General features: G+C 66.6%; 17 protein-coding genes. 10 read left to right on the forward strand and 7 right to left on the reverse strand.

The window, feature by feature from the left end:
* Window positions 1-34: 34 nt before the first annotated feature.
* The 3 genes from NX1_RS29850 to NX1_RS29860 all read right to left on the reverse strand — a co-directional run bounded on the left by NX1_RS29850 (window position 35) and on the right by NX1_RS29860 (window position 3,242).
* A complete protein-coding gene (locus NX1_RS29850; RefSeq protein WP_068066703.1) occupies window positions 35-1,000 on the reverse strand; it encodes an SMP-30/gluconolactonase/LRE family protein in 966 nt (321 codons plus the stop codon).
* A 185-nt stretch (window positions 1,001-1,185) separates the two neighbouring features.
* Window positions 1,186-2,763: a glycosyltransferase family protein gene (locus NX1_RS38205; protein WP_245668727.1), complete on the reverse strand. Its 1,578-nt coding sequence runs from the start codon at window positions 2,761-2,763 to the stop codon at window positions 1,186-1,188.
* 176 nt (window positions 2,764-2,939) lie between these two features.
* Window positions 2,940-3,242 (reverse strand): hypothetical protein, encoded by a 303-nt coding sequence (locus tag NX1_RS29860; protein ID WP_157120196.1) that lies wholly within the window; start codon window positions 3,240-3,242, stop codon window positions 2,940-2,942.
* A 288-nt stretch (window positions 3,243-3,530) separates the two neighbouring features.
* Here NX1_RS29860 and NX1_RS29865 point away from each other — a divergent pair, with 288 nt between their 5' ends.
* Entirely contained in the window at window positions 3,531-4,925 is a 1,395-nt protein-coding gene (locus tag NX1_RS29865) for an acyl-CoA dehydrogenase family protein (protein WP_373864929.1), read from the forward strand.
* Between the two features lie 34 nt (window positions 4,926-4,959).
* Window positions 4,960-6,183 (forward strand): acyl-CoA dehydrogenase family protein, encoded by a 1,224-nt coding sequence (locus tag NX1_RS29870; RefSeq protein WP_068066710.1) that lies wholly within the window; start codon window positions 4,960-4,962, stop codon window positions 6,181-6,183.
* A gap of 93 nt (window positions 6,184-6,276) precedes the next feature.
* On the opposite strand, the gene NX1_RS37510 is transcribed toward NX1_RS29870, so the two are convergent.
* The 3 genes from NX1_RS37510 to NX1_RS36630 all read right to left on the reverse strand — a co-directional run bounded on the left by NX1_RS37510 (window position 6,277) and on the right by NX1_RS36630 (window position 9,282).
* On the reverse strand, window positions 6,277-6,807 hold the full coding sequence (locus NX1_RS37510) for a tyrosine-type recombinase/integrase (protein ID WP_218024201.1): 531 nt from the start codon (window positions 6,805-6,807) through the stop codon (window positions 6,277-6,279).
* A 36-nt stretch (window positions 6,808-6,843) separates the two neighbouring features.
* On the reverse strand, window positions 6,844-7,122 hold the full coding sequence (locus NX1_RS37515; protein WP_218024202.1) for a site-specific integrase: 279 nt from the start codon (window positions 7,120-7,122) through the stop codon (window positions 6,844-6,846).
* A 381-nt stretch (window positions 7,123-7,503) separates the two neighbouring features.
* Window positions 7,504-9,282, reverse strand: coding sequence for a hypothetical protein (locus NX1_RS36630; protein WP_157120198.1), 1,779 nt, complete (start codon window positions 9,280-9,282; stop codon window positions 7,504-7,506).
* A 482-nt stretch (window positions 9,283-9,764) separates the two neighbouring features.
* Here NX1_RS36630 and NX1_RS29880 point away from each other — a divergent pair, with 482 nt between their 5' ends.
* The 3 genes from NX1_RS29880 (at window position 9,765) to NX1_RS29885 (ending at window position 11,437) form a co-directional block, all read left to right on the forward strand.
* Entirely contained in the window at window positions 9,765-10,391 is a 627-nt protein-coding gene (locus tag NX1_RS29880; RefSeq protein ID WP_068066713.1) for an Rv1289 family protein, read from the forward strand.
* Window positions 10,392-10,447: 56 nt separating this feature from the next.
* Window positions 10,448-10,615 (forward strand): hypothetical protein, encoded by a 168-nt coding sequence (locus tag NX1_RS35675; protein WP_157120200.1) that lies wholly within the window; start codon window positions 10,448-10,450, stop codon window positions 10,613-10,615.
* 180 nt (window positions 10,616-10,795) lie between these two features.
* Window positions 10,796-11,437 carry a hypothetical protein gene (locus NX1_RS29885; protein WP_068066715.1) on the forward strand — a complete coding sequence of 214 codons (642 nt, stop codon included), beginning with the start codon at window positions 10,796-10,798 and terminating at the stop codon, window positions 11,435-11,437.
* 72 nt (window positions 11,438-11,509) lie between these two features.
* Here the strand turns inward: NX1_RS29885 and NX1_RS29890 are convergent, their stop codons facing one another.
* Complete coding sequence (locus NX1_RS29890) at window positions 11,510-12,487, reverse strand: acyl-ACP desaturase (RefSeq protein WP_068066719.1); 978 nt, start codon at window positions 12,485-12,487, stop codon at window positions 11,510-11,512.
* Window positions 12,488-12,843: 356 nt separating this feature from the next.
* Here NX1_RS29890 and NX1_RS29895 point away from each other — a divergent pair, with 356 nt between their 5' ends.
* The 5 genes from NX1_RS29895 (at window position 12,844) to NX1_RS29915 (ending at window position 19,959) form a co-directional block, all read left to right on the forward strand.
* Window positions 12,844-14,370 carry an acyl-CoA synthetase gene (locus tag NX1_RS29895; RefSeq protein WP_373864930.1) on the forward strand — a complete coding sequence of 509 codons (1,527 nt, stop codon included), beginning with the start codon at window positions 12,844-12,846 and terminating at the stop codon, window positions 14,368-14,370.
* A gap of 207 nt (window positions 14,371-14,577) precedes the next feature.
* On the forward strand, window positions 14,578-16,233 hold the full coding sequence (locus NX1_RS29900) for an acyl-CoA synthetase (protein ID WP_068066722.1): 1,656 nt from the start codon (window positions 14,578-14,580) through the stop codon (window positions 16,231-16,233).
* A 132-nt stretch (window positions 16,234-16,365) separates the two neighbouring features.
* Window positions 16,366-17,613 (forward strand): TerD family protein, encoded by a 1,248-nt coding sequence (locus NX1_RS29905; protein ID WP_068066727.1) that lies wholly within the window; start codon window positions 16,366-16,368, stop codon window positions 17,611-17,613.
* 98 nt (window positions 17,614-17,711) lie between these two features.
* Window positions 17,712-18,275 carry a hypothetical protein gene (locus NX1_RS29910; RefSeq protein ID WP_084501851.1) on the forward strand — a complete coding sequence of 188 codons (564 nt, stop codon included), beginning with the start codon at window positions 17,712-17,714 and terminating at the stop codon, window positions 18,273-18,275.
* 211 nt (window positions 18,276-18,486) lie between these two features.
* Window positions 18,487-19,959 carry a PepSY-associated TM helix domain-containing protein gene (locus tag NX1_RS29915; RefSeq protein ID WP_068066776.1) on the forward strand — a complete coding sequence of 491 codons (1,473 nt, stop codon included), beginning with the start codon at window positions 18,487-18,489 and terminating at the stop codon, window positions 19,957-19,959.
* Window positions 19,960-19,992: the final 33 nt, after the last annotated feature.

Consider the following 19,992-nt stretch of genomic DNA (forward strand, 5'->3'; position numbering starts at 1 on the left):
CCAACCTACTGCCGCCCGGGGCGCGTGTTCCCGGCTATCGTCGCCGTTCGTCGGCGGGAGTTAGGTCGAGCCCGGCAGGCGGACGCAATCGGCGCAGTGCGCCGTCCATGCTCGTCACGTACAGCGCCCAGCCGCCGGCCTCACGCACGATGCGCACCGAGGTCGCGCCGTCCGGCGGGTTGCGCAACGGGCTCGGCTTGATCAGTCCGGTGATGATGGCGCAGGCCACGCCGGTCGCGGTGTCGACCCGATAGACGGCGCCGAGCGCGTGGTCGGCGACGAACAGCTGACCGTCACGGGTGGCCTCCATGTCGTCGGGTAGCGCGAGCAGCTGCGGAATGCCCGAGACGACGGTCCAGTCGCGAGGGGCGTCCAGCGGGATACGGAAGACCTTCAGCTCCAGGCTGTCGGTGAACACGGACCGGCCGTCGGGCGCCAGCGCCAGTCCGTTGGTCAGCGGCAGCGGCGACCACGTTTTGGTGTACTCGCGGGTGGACGGACGGTAGCGCGCGATGCCGGTCGGCGCGGACTTGATGCCGAGGGTGGTGAACAGCAGGTCACCGTCGGGAAGTACCAGCAGGCCGTTCGGTCCGTTGAGGTCGGTCAGCAGCACCTCGACCGCGCCGGTGTCGAGGTCGTAGCGCTGTAACGTGCCGGGCGGGGCGTCCAAACCGTCACCGGTCAGGAAGTACACCGAGCGGCCGACCACACGTACGCCCGCTGGGTGATCGAGGCCGGTGAGCAGCGGTTCGAAGTGGCCGGACGCGTCGACGTGGGCGAAGAATCCATCGGCGATGCCGGTGACGTAGAAACCGCCCGCCCCGTCGCTGTCGAGATTCTCCAGATTGCCCACGCCCTCGACCACGGTCTCCGCGACCCATCCCTGAGCGCACGATGCGGGCACGAAATCGGCTCGCGCCGTAGGTGATCCGATCATCACTCCAGCCGCGATCATCAAGACCGTGGAGCTGAAACGCTTACTCCCTATCCCGGAAAGCATGCGGCATACGCTAACACCGCCGCACAGCTGATGACCTGGCCGAAATCGCATCGCTCGAATCACTTCTCGGCGACGCCGGTCCCTGGCGGCGTCGCGCTGCACCGCGAGCAGAACCCGCTGTCTGCCGAGTTCGGCGATCTTCTTGCCGAGTTCGGCAGCGCTGTGCGTCGATATCGGCTGTAGGTTCAGCCGAGATGCTTTGCGCGCGCCCAGAGTTCGTGCCACGGCACGCGCGGCCCGCGACAGACGAACAGCGGCTCGCCCTGCTCGTCGTTGTCGATGCCGAGGCCGTTGTCGATGCGGCCCGCCGGTTCGACGACGGCACACAGTTCGGCCAGCTCGTCGCGCTCGATTCCGACGGTGAGCACCTCGGTTGCGGTGTCTGGTGGTGGGCCCCACCACCAGTAGGCGTTGTGGCCGGAGTGCGGTGTCGGCAGGTCGTAGGGCGCGCCGAAACGCTCGATCGCGCCCGCCTCGCCGTAGTTGGCGGTGAGCACGGCTACATCGCGCCCCAAATCCGCACGTACTGAGCCGATTCGGCGGACGATCTCCGGCCATCCGATGGTCTCCCCCGCGTCGTAGTTCACCGCGAGCGCCGGCGATCCCGGCAGCGACGAGACCGGGAGGACCGGAAGGAACAACACGGCCGAGCCGATCGCGTTCACCGTCACGACCGCGCAGGCCGCGGCCCAGCGCCCACGCCGCCGACCGAGCAGGGCGGCCAGCGGCGCCGCGCCCGCCGCGAGCAGGATCGGATACATCCCGCCCAGGTAATAGGCCTTCCCGCCGGTCAGCAAGAAGACGACGAACAGCAGACCGTAAGCGACGGGGAAAGCGCGATAGCGCGGTTCCCGCCAGAGCCGCCAGAGTACGTAGATCCACAGCGGCGTCAGCAGCGGACCCATCAGCCCGAATTGCAACAGCACGAACATGATCGGCGAATCGGACGTGCCGGACGACCCGCCCGCGATCGCCCGCCCGACGTCCCACTGTGGCCAGCCGTTGCGCGCCTGCCACCACAGATACGGCAGCCAGAGCACGGCCGCGAGCCCGACTGCTGCCGGAAAGTATCTGGTCGCCAGGACTTTTCGCGGACCGCCCACGAGCAGCGCGACCACAAGCGCCGCGGCAGGAAAGATCAGCAGCGACTTGTTCAGCAGGCCGAGCCCGGCCACCAGCCCGATCGCAAGCCACCAGCGGGGATCAGCACGAAGGTCGATCGCCGCGCCGTCGACGGCCGATTCCGCGACTATGAGCGCATCGGCGGATTCCACGACGGCTGGGTCCGCCACAGCGACCGGGCCCGCATATCGCGCGACCGTCACGGATTTCGCGCCGGGGCCGGGCCGAGCGGGGTAACGCAGCAACCGCAAGAGCAACAACCCCAGCACCGACCATGCCGCCAGATCGAACACCGCCGTGCTCAGCAGATGCCCCGCGCCCTGCACCAGCGCGGCGCTCGCGACCGCCGCCGCGGCCAGCCCCCGCGCCGCGCGACCACCGCCGAATTCCCCGGCCATCAGCCCGGCGCAGACCACGACGAGGGTCGCCGCGAGCACGGCGGGCGCCCGCAGCAGCGGTAACGATTCGGGATCGATCGCCGCCATCGCCCTGGCCACCAGCGGCGTCAAAGGCGGCTGATCCGCATAACCCCACGCGGGATGCCTGCCCGCCGCGAGAAAGTACAGCTCATCGCGGTGGTAGCCGTACCGATTCGAGAACGCGACCAGCACGGCGGCGAAAAGTCCCGCCACCCAGTACATCTCGCCACCATGACACAGAGCCGAACATCGGGCCGTCCAGCACGGCCTCGACGGCCGCTCGTGACTCACCGACCACAGCGGCCCGGGAATCAGAGCGACCCGGCAACACGGACTCCACGACACCACTCCGCGAGACCACCGCGTCATCCGACCCGGCAGTCTCGCGGGGCGCCCTGTCAGCCCGCGCTACCGGGCCGCGCGGAGCCGGTGCCCGATCCCGAGGCGGAACCGGACCCGCCCGAGCCCGAGCCAGCCGACCCGGACGGGAAACCGACCTCGCCGGAACCGAGGTCGATGCCCGTCCCCGCCTCACCGGAGCCGAAGTCCAGCACCGGTGCGCCGGAACCGAAATCGACCCGCGGCGGCCCGCCCGGATCCACATCGATGGGCACCAGCGGCAATCCGGGCGCGGCGACCGCCGCCGGTGCGCCCAATCCCACCGCCACCGCGAACCCGGCCAATACCACAAGCCGCTTCATGAACAAGACCTCCATCTCGGGGGCAGACAAACGTGTCGACACCGTAGCCGAATCTCGGGCATTGTGAAGTAGATTCGTTTCACTACTTGGCAATCGTGAACCGTCACGGAAAATCGGCCAGGCACCTGGGATAGAGACACGATTCGGCTACCGGATCGCCGACCACCGCCAACCTCGGGCAGCATCGGGTTGACGGCCGCTCGACGGTCTTCTTACTCTGGAGTAAGGTCGTCTTACTCAGGAGTAAGATAGCTGGGACAAGACCACCCCACCCATCCGAGAAAACAGGTGATGATGAGCACTCGAGACAGCGCAACGACGCGACGTCCAGACACGTCCGCCGTCGGCCTCAACCAGCCCAAGCGGGACTGGATGGGCGCGGCGATGCGGGCCATGACAACCCTCACCGGGTCGGAGCTCGCCGAGAAGTACAACTTGCGCAAGCCGATCGAGCGAGTCACCTACGAAAGCACCAAGACCGGCTTCCGCACCCTCGGTGCGGCCACCCGCGCGTTCAACAAAATCGCGGGCGGCGGCGCGCCGAAGCGGCTCGCGGACAACGAGTCGAAGAAGAAGGACCTCTTCGACATCACCCCGTCCGACGAGCAGCAGATGATCGTCCAGACGGTGCGCGAATTCGCCGCCGAGATCCTGCGTCCCGCGGCCTACGAGGCCGACAACTCCGCCGAGGCGCCGCGCGACCTGCTCGAGCGCGCGGCCGAACTCGGCATCACCCTGATCAACGTGCCCGAGGAGCTCGAGGGTGCGGCCTCCGAACGCGGCGCGGTCACCAACTCGATGGTCGCCGAGGCGCTCGCGCACGGCGACATGGGCCTCGCGCTGCCGATCCTGGCGCCGAGCGGCGTCGCGGTCGCGCTCTCCCAGTGGGGCACCGACTCCCAGCAGAAAACCTACCTGCCCGCCTTCACCGGCGAGAACGTGCCGCAGGCCTCGGTCGTGATCAACGAGCCGCGCGCGCTGTTCGACCCGTTCGCCTTGCAGACCAAGGCCACCCGCTCACCGAGCGGCTACCGCCTCAACGGCGTCAAGAGCCTGGTGCCCGCCGCGGCGGACGCCGAGCTGTTCCTGATCGCCGCCGAACTCGACGGCCGCCCCGCCCTGTTCATCGTCGAGTCCAACGCGCCGGGTCTGGTCGTCGAGGCCGACCCGAGCATGGGTCTGCGCGCCGCAGGCATCGGCCGTCTGTTGCTGAACGACGTGGCCGTCGGCACGGAGGCCGTGCTCGGAGACGGCGACGCCACGACCCGCGCCGAGGAGTACGCCGACGCGGTGCGCCTCGCGCGCCTCGGCTGGGCTTCGCTCGCCGCGGGCACCGGTCAGGCCGTGCTCGACTACGTGATCCCCTACGTCAACGAGCGCGAGGCGTTCGGCGAGCCGATCTCGCACCGCCAGGCGGTCGCGTTCATGGTCGCCAACATCGCCATCGAACTCGACGGTCTGCGGCTCGTGACCCTGCGGGGTGCGTCACGCGCCGAGCAGGGCCTTTCCTTCGGCCGTGAGGCGGCGCTTGCCCGCAAGCTGGCCACCGACAAGGGCATGCAGATCGGCCTGGACGGCGTGCAACTGCTCGGCGGCCACGGCTTCACCAAGGAACACCCGGTCGAGCGCTGGTACCGCGATCTGCGGGCCATCGGCGTCGCCGAGGGTGTCGTGCTCATCTGACCGGCTCGTTCCTTTCCTCAGGAGACCTTCAACCATGATCAATCTCGAACTCCCCAAGAAGCTGCGGGCCAGCGCCAACCAGGCCCACCAGGTCGCCTCGGAGATCTTCCGGCCGATCTCGCGCAAGTACGACCTCGCCGAGCACGAGTACCCGGTCGAGCTGGACACCATGGCCGCCATGGTCGAGGGCCTCGCCGACTCCGGCACCCAGAAGATCGGCGGCGCCGCGGGCGGCCGCTCCGACCAGTCCGACCCGCACGCCACCGAGCTGCTCGGAAACACCAACGGCGGCAACATGTCCGCGCTGCTGAACGCGCTGGAGACCTCCTGGGGCGACGTCGGCCTGATGCTGTCCATCCCCTACCAGGGCCTGGGCAACGCGGCCATCGCGGCGGTCGCCACCGACGAGCAGCTGAAGCGGTTCGGCAAGGTGTGGGCCGCGATGGCGATCACCGAGCCGTCCTTCGGCTCCGACTCCGCCGCCGTCACCACCACCGCCGTGCGCGACGGTGACGAGTGGGTGCTCAACGGCGAGAAGATCTTCGTCACCGCGGGCCAGCGCGCCACCCACATCGTGGTGTGGGCGAGCGTCGACAAGAGCCTCGGCCGCGCGGCGATCAAGTCGTTCGTCGTGCCCCGGGACGCTCCCGGTCTGTCGGTGGCGCGGCTCGAGCACAAGCTCGGCATCAAGGCCTCCGACACCGCCGTGCTCCTCTTGCAGGACTGCCGGATTCCCGCCGACAACATTCTCGGCAGCCCGGAAGTCAATGTGGAGAAGGGTTTCGCCGGGGTCATGCAGACCTTCGACAACACCCGTCCGCTGGTTGCCGCCATGGCGGTCGGCGTGGCGCGCGCCGCGCTCGAGGAGCTGCGCGCCATCCTGACCGGCGCCGGCATCGAGATCTCCTACGACACCCCGGCGATCAACCAGCACGCCGCCGCGGCCGAATTCCTGCGCATGGAAGCCGATTACGAGTCCGCCTACCTGCTCGCGCTGCGCGCGGCGTGGATGGCCGACAACAAGAAGCCCAACTCGCTGGAAGCCTCCATGTCGAAGGCCAAGGCGGGCCGCACCGGCACCGACGTCACCCTCAAGGCCGTCGAACTGGCGGGCACCATCGGCTACTCCCAGCGCACCCTGCTGGAGAAGTGGGGCCGCGACTCGAAGATCCTGGACATCTTCGAAGGCACCCAGCAGATCCAGCAGCTCATCGTCGCGCGCCGGGTGCTGGGCAAGACCAGCGCCGAACTGAAGTGACCTGGTAGACAACAGAAAACCGGTGTGAGTCCGCTCATCAACTCGCACCGGTTTTTTCGTGTCCGACACTGGGCTCATCGGTCCACCGCTCGCTCAGGCCGCCTGTAGGCCGTCATCGCCGGGAAGCTCCCCGATTCGGGCCGCCTCGTCCACGGCCTGGCGAGCGCGCTCATGACTGGAGGGAAGCAGGTGCGTGTAGACCCGGAGAGTGAATCCCGGATCTTCATGCCCGAGGTAGTCAGCCAGCTCCTTGACCGACACTCCACGCGCGAGCAACTTGGACGCGTACAGATGCCGAAGCCCGGAATGCATCCCGTCCGCCCGATTCTTGTAGTCCAACCCAGCTTTGCCGAACGCCGGTTTCCACACGATCTTGGTGAATAGGTCCCCACTCATCGTGCCGCCTTGCTCGTTCACGATCAGCAGCCGAACCGTGGCCGGATCACCATCGGCTGAACCCCACGGCAGCGTCACCGACGGCGGCGGGAACAACTCCATGTGCTGGTCCATCGCAGCGAGCACCGCCCTGGGCAGCGGGACATAGCGGGTCTTCTCCCGCTTCGGAAGCGCGAACATCAGCGTTCCCTTGACGTACTTCACCTGACGCCGGATATGCATCGTCATGGCCTCTCGATCAATATCGTCAGGCGAGAGCCCGAGCTATTCGCCTTGCTGTAGCCCCAGCCCCACACCGACCGGGATCACGATCGAATACCGCTCCCCCACGCTGCTCAGCCCACGTCGCACAGCCGTCACACGGTCATCGGCCCACACGACGACCTTCGGACTACGCCGCACAGGTCGGCGCACAGTCTTCGCATTGCACGGGTTCTGCCGAATCAACTTGTCATCTACAGCTGTGTCCATAACGCTGGCGACGATGTCGAACAGCACAGCCATGTAGTTGTCGGAGTACTTCCGTTCCTCCAGCTCACTCACCCGATCACGCACCGTGGACGCGAGAATGCGCCCCACCGGAAGATTGCCGAACGCCGGATAAATCCGAGATTCAAGAGCGCGGTGGCGGCGCTACGCGCCGCCGCGGGCGCAGTGGGTCCTGTTCAGCGTCAACGGCATCCGCTTTGGCGACGGGGTAGCACGGCACCCATTCCTGTCTGATCGCTTTCCGTAACGATCGAGCAGTGCTGGGCACGCCGCCTGCCCTACCGGGCCGACCTTCCGCAGCCGAGCCCGAATCGGCCGGCATCGTTCGTGCGGCCTGGCCGTGGTCCCGTTCGAAGAACTCGTCGGAGTCGAAGTCCCAGCCGATCGTCACCCGCAGAACTCGCCGCGGGGAGCGTCGACACCGATGGCCCGCCGTCAGACCACGCCCAAATCCTCTGCGCCCTCAGCTTCCAGCGAAGTTTCACCATGCCATGACAACTGTGCCACGGCCGATGATCCACCAGGAATCAATTCGACTACCTTAACGCCTTCGTCGGCGTCCCAAATCCGCGTCAACTGTGCTGATTCGATAGAAGTACGGAGAGATCCCAGTTCTATGTTCTGAGAACCGATCTTAATGGTGTATGGCTCGGTAAACTCAACTGGAAATGGTCCGTCCGTTTCCGGCAGAGCAGAATACATCGACAATTGAACGGTGTTCCATCTCACCGCTATGCTCTCTCCGTTCAGAAGCCGAGCTGCTCGAAAGACTTGCTCGATCTGTGCGCGAGGCTCAGTGTCAAGATCTGGTATCACTATTTCCTCAATCGAGAAGTCCTGAATCTTTCTCAGCGCCCGTACGTAGCGAAGCAGGAACTCGTTCCATTGGGCCGCCTCTTCATCTCGCATGCCGGTAGGAATGTCCTGCAAGACGTGTTGGCGACGCGCGCGCTTGGATCCGATCTTAAGCTTGTTTGGGCTGTGGAAGTATTGCATAAACGCCAACGGTTGTTCCGCGTCGTCCGGAAACTTTCCAGTAACGTCCCCGCGGTTTACGCGAACGGTCGTATCGTTCGTACCATCTTCGTTTAGCAACGATAGAATCTCTATGTTGAAGATTCCCGAAGCATCGCTACCTCTATTGCAGAGTCCCTTCCGGTCTATGCTAATGGCTGCGGCGCTAACGGAGACCTCCAATTCTGCCAATGATTCACCGCCGGGTGAGATTATTGCATATATACGCTCGAATGTTTCTTCAACTCCATTGCCGGAGGCTTGCCCGATTCGTACCCTAACGACATCGGAGCGCCCGCCCAGGCCCCCGGGCAGGTTGGCATCTAGGTTGCGCATCTCCAGGGGAATCGAAGGAGTTCTGCCGTAACGAAAGAATTCTTCGATCTCGCGCTGTGCATCCGAACCAGCTTCGGCCACCAGTGTCCCACGGAACTCGATCGGCCGTTCGTGCAGCGACTCAGCACATCGTGCAAATATGTGGAACGTGACGCAAGTGTCTCCAAACCATTGCGAGTTGACGGCCGCCAAGGCTGGGTATCCTTTGGCCTTCGACTGCGGAACAACTGGTTCACGCCCAATCGCCACGTCATACAAGAAATGGGGATCGCGGTCATTGAGCGCTGTCCGCAACGCAGCAAGTCGTTGCGAAATCATTGCTGGCTCAAGTCCGGCGAACTGATCGGGCGTGACTGCCGGAATCCCCGGCAGGGACAGTCCTGCGATTGCAGAGAAGCGTGCAACTTCTTCAATGAGGCGAGCTTTCCCATCGCGTAAGTAATAGTCCACAATATCAGGATGTGCGGAGACCCAATTTTCAACCTCGGTAAGGCCTAACCATGTGCATGGAAACGGTCCGCCATCTTCAAGTTCGTTAAACCACTCATCGTTCTCTGGCGTCCTATCCAGCGGCATGGTTAGGTACCAATTATCCACAACCCAGTTACGCCTCTTGGCGTATTCTTGAATGCGCTTGTGCGACTTTTCAATCTGGCGCTTTTCGTTGGATTCCAAGTTGCTGGCAAATTTCTTCACCTGGTAGATCTCGACGTGTCCTGGCGAAATAGGAACGCAAACATCTATTCCGCCATCGCCTTGAGACGGGCGGATTCGAAAGGCCTTCTCCCTTTCGCGGCAGACAAACATTGAAACTACCGCCTCAACGTCATCTCCATTGAAACGAGTCCATTCAAGTCGCGACACCAAACTCTCCTCGATCGTGTGGTAGCACCTGGTGACGATGATCTTTGCGACCTACGGTCGCGTGGCCCTCCTGGGCGGTGGCCTGCATTGTGTTCCCGCGGCCCTCCACCGTCAAGGGCGCCTGCGGCGTCAGCTTCGCTGATGGCATTCGCCACCCTTGACCGCGGAGCCTCTACGCGCGAAGGGCAGGCCTTCTGGGCAGGCGGTGAGCCAGCCCCCGGTGTGTGCAGCCCACCACCCAGCAGGGCCATGCCGTGGTGACGATGCCACCAGAGTGACACAAGAGCCCCGTACACAGCCGGACAGCCGAGTACCGAACCGCCAAGACACGCGACTTCAACGGCAGCCCGATACCTCTGAAGTCAGTCCGAGCCTGCCTCCGGAGCAGAAGGGGGAAGCAGGAGACTGAATCGGTGTCCGGTTGCCTGATAATAGGGAAATCGATTGGGAGATTGACCCACACGACCGTATCCTGCCTGCTCATGAAGGTAGGCGATTCGATCCGTTTGGCGATCGATGACTTCGGCCGCGGCGAAATCGAAGCCGCGATGCTCCATGCTTGCAACGCCGTCGACGGCACCGCCAAGAAGGTATATCCCACAAGGCGGGTCGGTGACCGATTCACCGCGCTGATTCGAGACAACGACGAAATCTTCGGTCCAATGGCCCTCAGAGGGGTGAACACTGCGGAGACCCGGTGGCCCGTACGGATCAAATCGACACTCGGGAGGAATGTATGGCCCGACACTGCGGACCTCATCTATGTTCAGCACCGATGTGCTCACGGCCATGGCGACGAACTCCCAGGAGACATTGCACTGTGGGCCGACCACATCGGAATCGCGAGTCAGCTTCACGTTGAACAAGGCAAGGTCCGGCTCCCGTGGAACACGATCTTCGCGCTGATCGCCGTCGCAGTCGTCGAGCCCGTGAACATCGACCAGCGAGTCGCGGACGGCCAGTACTTGGACTGGGGCGATCCCAAGATCCACTTTGAGATCAACGACTGGTGGGGACGGAAGGACGATTTTCGCGCGAAACTGGCTACCCAACCCGGTCCGCTGATCACGATGAATTGGGCGAAATGGACTGCGAACCCGCCCTTCTAGCGCTGCGGGTGGAGCAGGCTGTCTCCAGGCCGTGGACGGTTGGAAACGGCCCGGAATTGGCGAGAAGAGCTGAGCATGAACTGTGCAGTTCAGATTCGATCTATCGTCCCAGCTCGCCCCAGACCGTCCACAAGATCTTGGACATCTTCGAAGGCACCCAGCAGATCCAGCAGCTCATCGTCGCCCGCCGGGTGCTGGGCAAGACCAGCGCCGAGCTGAAGTGACGCGCTAGCGACGAACACGCCGGAACCGGTGCGGGGTTGGGTGGCCCCGCACCGGTTTTCCGCTTTCGGGGTGGGGTTGTGGTGGGAGGTCGGGGATCGGCTAGGGTCTCGAGCATTACCGCGATCTGCGGGCGAATTTCAGTAAGTGCTGTACCAAGGACTCTGGCAAGGAGATTGGTTATGCGTCGACTGAGTTTCAAGCGTCATCTCACCGCGGCGGCGGTCGTTTCGGCCGTTATCGCGACGGTGTTCAGCGGAAGTGCAGCGGCGGAGCCCGAGCTTCCGGCCGTGGATTGGGGCATCGCGGTGCAGAAGCTGCGCGAGGCCGCGGAGGGCGATCCGATGGCGGAGGAGGCGATCGATCGTCTGCTCGCGTTGCCCCGCCGGATACCAGCGAACAGCCGGGTCGCGCTGCCCGCCCAACCGTTCCAGATCCCGGCCCAGTCCGACATCGGGCGCGGTCAAGGGCCCGGCGTGTACGGGTCGGGCATCGCGCTCGGCGTCGACGGCTTCCGCCTCGCCTTCTTCGGCGGCCCAGGCACCATCTCGCCGAACCAGGGCGGCGCGAAGCTGGAAGCGCTGTGGGTCAACCTGTCCAACGGCCGCAGCGGCACCGAGGTGCTCTACGACCACAACGACGTCCCGGTGGACACCACCATCCGCTCGCGCGCGCTCGACCTCGGCCCCGGCATGATCGTCTCGGCCGTGTACGGAACCCTGTGGCACCGTTGGTCTGTCCCCGTCAGCGACGCCAACCCGGACGGCTACCAGTACCAGCGCGGCACCATCTCCATCCCCTCGATGGGCGCCATCTACAACTGATCCCTTCGTGTGTCGCGGCGGCCGGGCACAACGCCGCCGCGGCGCATGAAATCGCCTCCGCGCCAGGTCTTCTCAGATGCGACCGGAATCGCCCGCTTCGGCCGACAACCGACGGGCCTCCTCCGCCATCAGAATGCGATCGCGCCGTTCCTCGAACCGCGCCGCATCACGCTCCAGCTTCTCCACGAAGGCGCCGAGCTCCTCCCGGCACCGTTCACCGCGAGCGCTGAAATCGTTGCGGTCGAACACATTCCAGCGGCGCAACACCGGCAGCAGCACGTCGTCCATATGCTGACGCGGATCGTAGATACCGTGTTTGGCGATGAGCACGGCCTTGCGCCGGAAGTCGGGCATACCGATGCCGGGCATCTGGAACTTCCGCACGATCATCGCGATCGCCTCCAACGCCTGGTCCGGCGCGAGATCCAATGCGGCACCGCACATGTTGCGGTAGAAGACCATGTGCAGGTTCTCGTCGGCGGCGATGCGTTGCAGCATCTTGTCCGCGATCGGGTCGTCGCACACCCTCCCGGTGTTGCGATGGCTGACCCGCGTGGCCAGCTCCTGGAACGTCACGTACGCCAGTCCGTAGAGGACGTTGGTGTCGTCCCAGGTTGCCGGGGTGTCGGCGCCTTTGGTCATGTGCACCATGCGCGCGTGTTCCAGCGCGACCGGATCGACGCCCCTGGTGACCACCAGGTAGTCGCGCATCGTGATGCCGTGCCGGTTCTCCTCGGCGGTCCACCGGCCGACCCAGCTACCCCACGCCCCGTCCCTGGAGAAGTTCTCGGCGATCTCGCGGTGATAGGACGGCAGATTGTCCTCGGTGAGCAGGTTGACCACCATGGCGGCCTTGGCCACCTCGGACAGCCGCGACTGGCCCGGCTCCCAGTCGGCGCCGCCCATGGCCGCGAAATTGCGTCCCTCGCTCCACGGCACGTACTCGTGCGGATGCCAGTTCTTGGCCGTCGCCAGGTGGCGGTTCAGCTCGCGCTCGGCGACCGGTTCCAGCTCGATCAGCAGTTCCAGTTGGGTCAGGTTCTTCGACATGCTCGTTGCTCTTCCTGGCGGCAGGCGTCGTACGGCAGTTCGGGCGGGTGGCGAGGTCGTAGGCGCAGGACACTGCGCCGCCGGGAGGGACCCGCGCCCGCTGAGCCCGTCACCTAGCACCATTGTCCGCTAGCACCATTGTCCGCTTTGTCGGCTTCAACTTGTGACCCAGACCACGTTCGCTGCTACGGTAGGCATCCACATAGCCGAGTTCGCGTCGTCGAGTGTCGCCGCGAAGGTCAGTGGAGGTGTTCGAGGTGAGCGTGGCGCGTGCGCTGGAAACCGTGAAAGCTTTGGGACTGCTGAGGTCTCGCGGAGTGAGTGATCCCAAGGCGCCGCTGGAGACGCTGCGCACTATGCGCGAAACCAGGATCTACGGCCCGCAGGCGGGCCTGGTCCGGCATTCCGCCCGTGTGGCGCCCGACCGGATCGCCCTCGCGGACGAACGCGGCGAGCTGACCTATCGCCAGCTGGACGAGCAGTCCACCGCCGTCGCCCGCGGGCTGCACGCCGCCGGGATCACCCAGGGCACCGTGATCGCCGTGCTGGCGCGCGACCACCGCGGCCTGATCATGTCGATGATCGCCGCGGGCAAACTAGGCGCCCGGGTCGCGTTGATGAACACCGGCTTCGCCAAGCCGCAGTTCGCCGAGGTGTGCGTCCGCGAGAAGGTCAAGGCGGTGCTGCACGACAGCGAGTTCCTCGGGCTGCTCGACGCGCTGCCCGCGGACCTGCCGCGGTACCTGACCTGGGTGGACGAGGGCGCCCAGCTGCCCGAGGGCGCCAAGACCTTCGATGACCTGATCGCCTCGAACTCGAGCGAGCCGCTGCCCGCGCCGACCAAGTCCGGCGGCTTCATCATCCTGACCAGCGGCACCACCGGCCTGCCCAAGGGCGCGCCGCGCACCAAGGTGACCCCGATGGCCACCGCGCAGTTCCTCGACCGCATGCCGTTCCAGAAGTTCGGCACGATGGTGATCGTCTCGCCGATCTTCCACAGCACCGGACTCGGCACCTGGCTGGTCGGCACGGTGCTGTCCAACAAGATCGTGATGCGCCGCCGCTTCGACGCCGAGGCCACCCTGAAGGCGGTGGCCGACCACAAGGCCGACATGCTGGTCGCGGTGCCGACCATGCTGCACCGCATGGTCGAGCTGCCCGATGAGGTGCGCGCCAAGTACGACACCTCCTCGCTGAAGGCCATCGTGCTGGCCGGTTCCGCGCTGTCGCCCGAGCTGTGCGTCCGCGCCGCCGAGGTGTTCGGCCCCGTGCTGCACAACCTGTACGGCTCGACCGAGGTCGCGATCGCCACCGTCGCCAAGCCGGAGGAGCTGGCGAAGGCGCCGGGCACCGTCGGGCGTCCGCCGATCACCTGCGACGTGCGGCTCTACGACGACAACGACCAGCTGGTCACCGACCGCAATGTCACCGCGCGGATCTTCGTGCGCAGCGGCGCGCCGTTCGAGGGCTACACCGACGGCAGGAACAAGCAGATCCTCGACGGCTACATGTCCAGCGGCGATGTGGGCCACTTCGACGACAACGGCCTGCTGATGGTGGACGGCCGCGACGACGACATGATCGTCTCGGGCGGCGAGAACGTCTTCCCGCAGGAGGTGGAGAACCTGCTGCTGGAACGCCCCGACGTGTTCGACGCGGCGGTGATCGGCGTGGACGACGTGGAATTCGGCAAGCGGTTGCGCGCGTTCGTCGTTCCCGAGCCCGGCCACTCGCCCGACGGCGAGGAGCTCAAGGCTTACGTCAAGGACAACTTGGCCAGGTACAAGGTGCCGCGCGAAGTAGTCTTCCTCGACGACCTGCCGCGCAACCCCACCGGAAAGCTGCTGCGCCGGGTGCTGGTGGAGTACCAGGTCGACGCGTGACCGAGGCCGGGTCGCGAATCGGAGGGCGTTGCGGCGCAATCGGATTCGCGACCCGCATGCCGCCGGGAAGGCAAGACTGCTGGGCAGTGAGATGCATGACACATTCGAGGCCGGTTGCTTGCTATTGTTAGCACCAGCACTGGATCTCGAAGTTGCGGTCCACACCACCCCGAGTCCCGGTGGATGGACTGCGGAAAGTTGTCCTCTATGTCTTTGTCCTTTCCCGCGCTAGGCGGTTCCGTTCGCAAGGCCGGTGACCTCGCGCTGGGCGTGAACGTCATGGTCAAGCGGGGCCTGTTCAACCCGCTGCGCCCGGACCACGCCGCCCGCTCGGCGTTCAACGTGCTGAAGTTCGGTCCGTTCGCGGGCGTCGTCATGCACGCGGCGCAGAACAGGCCGCAGGCGGCCGCCATCGTGGACGAGCGCGGCGAGTTGACCTTCGGTCAGCTGAACGAGCAGTCCAACGCCTTCGCGCGCGGGCTGGAAGCGCAGGGCATCCGGACCGGCGACGTGGTCGCGGTGCTGGCGCGCGATCACCGCGGCATGGTGCTGAGCCTGCTGGCCGCGGGCAAGCTGGGCGTGCGCGCGGTGCTGATGAACACCGGCTTCGCCAAGCCGCAGTTCGCCGATGTAGCCGCGCGCGAGAAGGTCAAGGCCGTGCTGCACGACAGCGAGTTCCTCGACCTGATGAGCGCCATTCCCGCCGAGATCCCGCGCATCCTCACCTGGGTCGACGAGAAGGACGACGCCGACCCGTCGATTCCGACCGTCGAATCGCTGTCCGCGGGCCGCTCCACCGCGCCGCTGCCCGCGCCGGAGAAGCCGGGCGGCATGGTCATCCTGACCAGCGGCACCACCGGCACCCCGAAGGGCGCGCCGCGCGACCGGGTCAGCCCGTTCGCCTCGGCGCAGTTCATCGACCGGGTTCCGCTGCCCGCCGACGGCACGATGATCATGGCCGCGCCGATCTTCCACGGCACCGGCCTCTCCCAGTTCACCCTCGGTCTCGCGCTGGGCAACCGGGTCGTCTTCCAGCAGCGCCGCTTCGACCCCGAGAAGACGCTGGCCAATATCGAGAAGTACCAGGCCGATTCGCTGGTGGTCGTGCCGACCATGCTCCAGCGCGTCCTCGACCTCGACGACGACGTGCTCGCCAAGTACGACGTGCGCAGCATCAAGGTGATCTTCGCGGCGGGCTCGGCCATCGCGCCGGACGTGGTCACCCGCACCCTCGACCACTTCAACGACAGCCTCTACAACCTGTACGGCTCCACCGAGTGCGCGGTGATGACCGTGGCCACCCCCGAGGATCTGCGCAAGGCGCCGACCACCGCGGGCCGCGCGCCGGTCGGGATCCGCATCGTGCTGCTGGACGAGAACCGCAAGCCGATCACCGAGCCGAACGTCACCGGAACCATCTTCGTGGACAACGGTTTCGCGTTCACCGGCTACACCGACGGACGCACCAAGGAGATCGTCGACGGCATGATGTCCAGCGGCGACGTCGGGCACTTCGATGCCGACGGCCTGCTCTACATCGACGGCCGCGACGACGACATGATCGTCTCCGGCGGCGAGAACGTCTTCCCGCTCGAGGTGGAGAACCTGATCGCAGGGCGCGAGGACATCTTCGAGGCCGCGGTGGTCGGCGTCGACGACCGCGACTACGGAAAGCGGCTGCGCGCGTTCGTCGTGCCGGGCCCGGACTCCAAGCGTGATCCGCAGGAGATCAAGGACTACGTCAAGGCGAACCTGGCCCGCTACAAGGTGCCGCGCGAGGTGATCTTCCTCGACGAACTGCCGCGCAACGCCACCGGCAAGCTGCTGCGCAAGCCGTTGATCGAGATGGAGATCGAGGGCTGAGCGGCGCACCTTCGCGCTGATGTCGCGCGCGGCGCCCGTGTTCACCGAGCGCGGGCGCCGCGCGAGCCGTCGACCGTCGCCGTTGGCTCGTATTAGGCTTGCGCGGAGGGCAATTCGAGGACAGGGGCGCCGATGTCCAGCGTGATCAGCAAGGGTGGGAACGTCGCGCTGGGTGGCGGGCGATTGCACGTCACCGTGGCGCCCGCCGGTATCGATCTCTCGGTGCTTTGCGTTCGCGATCACGGGAAGGTCGGCGACGACAGCGAATTCGTCTTCTACAACCAGCCCGTCTCGCCGGACGGTGCGGTGCGCCTGACCGACGGCGCGATCTGCATCGACCTACCGAGCGTCGGCGCGGTGACCGACCGGCTGGTGGTCGCGGCGTCGGTGGACAACGGTGTGTTCGGCGGCATCCCGCTCGCGGTCCGCATCACCGAGGACGGCGGGCTCGCCCACGATCTGCCCATCACCGGCCTGAGCTCGGAGACGACGGTCATCCTCGGCGAGGTGTATCGCCGCGCGAACGGCTGGAAGCTACGCAATGTGGCGCAGGGTTATGCCAGCGGATTGGCCGGGCTGGCAACGGATTTCGGAATCTCTGTCGACGACGAGCCCGCAGCGCAAGCGATTCCTTCTGTCGCGCAATCGTTTCCACCCCCGCCCGCGCAGATGTCACCCGCTCCTCCGCCGGGGACGATGCCGCCGCAGCAACCGGTGATGCCACCCCACCCAATGACGCCGCCCCCGCCACCCGGCGTGAATTTCACCAAGGGCGCGGTGACGCTGACGAAGAACGCCCCGCCGGTCCTGCTGGAGAAGGCTCCCGTGATCCGACTACGGGTGGCCTGGGCCAGCGGCACCGACTACGAGGCCTACGCGCTGGTCGTGCTGAAGACCGGCGAGGTGGTGCACGTGGCCACCTTCGACGCCAAAGACACCCCGGCCAACCCGCAGTACCGCGATCTGGTTCGTCATCTGGGCGACCGCGGCCGTGGTCACGTCCGTCGCGGCGGCGGGCAGACCGAGGAGATCATCGAGGTCCGCTTCGCTCCCGAGATCGTCGCGATCGTGCCTGTGGCGTACTCGGCGATCAACAACGGCACCGGATCGTTCTTCAAATACCGGGTCACCCTCGCCATCGAGAACGGGGCCGACCAGGTGGCGATCCCCGCCGATCAGGCGAAGAAGTCCAGCTGGATCTTCACCTGCGTGCCCGGCATCGTCTACAACCGCCCCGAGGGCGTGCTCATCGAACGCCTCGAGCTCTACAGCAAGCGGTTCTCCGAGTTCCGGCCCGCGGCGTCCCTGAAACCCGACGGCCGCGTCGAGGTGCGGATGGACAAGGGCCCTATCAATCAGTACAAGGCCGACCGGAGCTGAGCCTCCGAGATTCCAGGCGGAAATGCCTGGTCGAGGCCGACTTCCGGGAACGCACCGAGGTGGTCGGGAACCGGTAACAGGTCCGTTATCATCAGCGGGTGAGAATCGAGTTCGACCGGTCGGCTGCGGGACGTCGCAGCGCCGTCGCGCGGCTGCGCGGCGGGTCGGCCGGGGCGATCTCGGGAACCGTCTCCATCGCGGCCCACGGCTGGGCGTCGGGCGGCATGGCACCCGACAGCACCACCCTCGCGCTGCTCGCCGCCGCCTCCGCGGTCGTCGGCGCGCTCGTCGCCGGGCTCGCGCCGTTGCGCGACACCTCGGCGGGTCTGATCACGGCGCTGGTCGGCGGTCAGCTGCTCGGCCACGTCGCCATGGGCTTCAGCTCCGGGCATCTGCATCACGGCGACTCCCAGCTGACCCCGCAGATGCTCGCCGCGCACATCGTCGCCGCCTGCGTGGCCGCGGTGGTCATCCGCGGCGCCGAGGCGGCCTATCGGATCGGCACCGCCGTCCTGGCCCGTGTGCTCCCGGTGCGCCACCGGGTACCCGTCGTTCCCGACGCGGCTCCGCTGCGCACCATCCATCGCGACCGCGTCATCCTGCGGATTCTCGCCGCCGAGACGCTGCGCACCCGCGGCCCGCCGCTGCTCGTTCACGTCTGATTTCACCCTCACCCGGTGCACGAACGCGCTGTTCGTGTGCTGCCGTCGTCCCGCGCTTCGATGCGGGGCGGCCACGCCGGTCCGGGCTTTCGCCCCGGGCGACGTCACATTTCGCGCACGCCGAGCACTCCTCGGTGCTGTCGGCATGCGCCGCGCGCCGTCATGCGGTGTCTCGCGCACCGGGTTCCAGAACCTCAGAAACGAAACGACCGTGAGCACAACAGAAACCATCACCCCCGACGCCGAATCCTCGGCGCCGCCACCCGAACCCGCCGAGCGGCGTAAGCCTTCGGCCCGGAGCGGCCTGCAGGCGCTGGCCATGCGGCTGCACTTCTACGCGGGCGTCTTCGTGGCGCCCTTCATCCTGATCGCGGCCGTCACCGGCGCGCTCTACGCCATCTCCCCGACCTTGGAGGCGTTCGTCTCCCGCGACCTGCTGACGGTCGAGCCGGGTGAAACGGCGAAGCCGCTCTCCGAGCAGGTCGCCGCCGCGGTGGCGACCCGGCCGGACCTGGCGCTCGCCGCGGTCTCGCCCGCGCCGGGACCGGAGGACACCACGCGGGTCATCTTCACCGACCCTTCGCTGGGCGAATCCGAGCGCCGGGCGGTCTTCGTCGACCCCTACACCGCCCAGCCGGTCGGCGAATCCGTCGTCTACGGCAGCTCGGGAGCGCTGCCGCTGCGCACCTGGATCGACAAGCTGCACCGCGATCTGCACCTCGGCGAGCCGGGCCGGATCTACAGCGAGCTCGCCGCCTCCTGGCTGTGGGTCATCGGGCTGGCCGGTCTGGTGCTGTGGTTCCGCCGCGTCCGCGCTCGCAGGCAGCGCAACTCGGCCGCCTGGCTGTTCGCCCCCGACCGCTCCAAGGGCGGCCGCGGCCGGACGATGAACTGGCACGGCGTCATCGGCGTCTGGATCCTGCCGCTGATCCTGCTGCTCTCGGCCACCGGCATGACCTGGTCGACCTACGCGGGCGAGAACATCACCGAGTTGCGCAAGCAACTCAGCTGGACCACGCCTGCCGTGAGCACCGCCATGCCCGGCGCGTCCGCGCCGGATCACTCTTCGGGCGGCGACCACCACGGCGGCGGGCACGCACCGGCGCCGCAGTCCGCCGACCCGCAGACCCGCATCGCGCAGCTGGATCGGGTGTACGAGGCCGCTCGCGCCGCGGGCGTGACCCAGGCGGTGGAGATCGCGATTCCGGCGAAGCCCGACAAGGCGTTCGCGGTGAAGGAACGGCGCATGCCTGGCATCTACACCGTCGACGCGGTCGCGGTGGACGGCGCCACCGGCAGCATCACCGACCGGTTGGCCTACGCCGACTGGCCGCTGATGGCCAAGCTCACCAACTGGGGCATCGCGTTCCACATGGGCCTGCTGTTCGGTCTGCCGAATCAGCTGCTGCTGCTCGCGGCGATGATCGGACTGATCGTGGTGATCGTCTTCGGCTACCTGATGTGGTGGCGTCGTCGCCCGACCCGCGGATCGCGTTTCGCGCTCGGCCGGGCTCCGCGCCGCGGCGCGTTGCGCGCCACCTCGCCGTGGCTCGCGCTGCCCGCGCTGGCCGCCGCGGCGGTCGTCGGCTGGTTCGTGCCGCTGGTCGGCCTGAGCCTGCTCGCGTTCCTGGCCGTGGACCTCACGGTCGGGCTCGTCGGACGGCTGCGCGCCACCGCGTCCTGATTCCCCGCTGAAAACCCCGCCGGGCGGACCATC

Source organism: Nocardia xishanensis NBRC 101358, assembly GCF_001613365.1.
GTDB classification, from domain to species: Bacteria; Actinomycetota; Actinomycetes; order Mycobacteriales; family Mycobacteriaceae; genus Nocardia; species Nocardia xishanensis.

Excerpts from the sequence above, each read along its gene's own strand:
- NX1_RS29850 (WP_068066703.1), bottom strand. The coding sequence starts at position 1,000 with ATGCTTTCCGGGATAGGGAGTAAGCGTTTCAGCTCCACGGTCTTGATG.
- NX1_RS38205 (WP_245668727.1), bottom strand. The coding sequence starts at position 2,763 with ATGTACTGGGTGGCGGGACTTTTCGCCGCCGTGCTGGTCGCGTTCTCG.
- NX1_RS29860 (WP_157120196.1), bottom strand. The coding sequence starts at position 3,242 with ATGAAGCGGCTTGTGGTATTGGCCGGGTTCGCGGTGGCGGTGGGATTG.
- NX1_RS29870 (WP_068066710.1), top strand. The coding sequence starts at position 4,960 with ATGATCAATCTCGAACTCCCCAAGAAGCTGCGGGCCAGCGCCAACCAG.
- NX1_RS37510 (WP_218024201.1), bottom strand. The coding sequence starts at position 6,807 with ATGACGATGCATATCCGGCGTCAGGTGAAGTACGTCAAGGGAACGCTG.
- NX1_RS29880 (WP_068066713.1), top strand. The coding sequence starts at position 9,765 with ATGAAGGTAGGCGATTCGATCCGTTTGGCGATCGATGACTTCGGCCGC.
- NX1_RS29885 (WP_068066715.1), top strand. The coding sequence starts at position 10,796 with ATGCGTCGACTGAGTTTCAAGCGTCATCTCACCGCGGCGGCGGTCGTT.
- NX1_RS29890 (WP_068066719.1), bottom strand. The coding sequence starts at position 12,487 with ATGTCGAAGAACCTGACCCAACTGGAACTGCTGATCGAGCTGGAACCG.
- NX1_RS29895 (WP_373864930.1), top strand. The coding sequence starts at position 12,844 with ATGCGCGAAACCAGGATCTACGGCCCGCAGGCGGGCCTGGTCCGGCAT.
- NX1_RS29900 (WP_068066722.1), top strand. The coding sequence starts at position 14,578 with ATGTCTTTGTCCTTTCCCGCGCTAGGCGGTTCCGTTCGCAAGGCCGGT.
- NX1_RS29905 (WP_068066727.1), top strand. The coding sequence starts at position 16,366 with ATGTCCAGCGTGATCAGCAAGGGTGGGAACGTCGCGCTGGGTGGCGGG.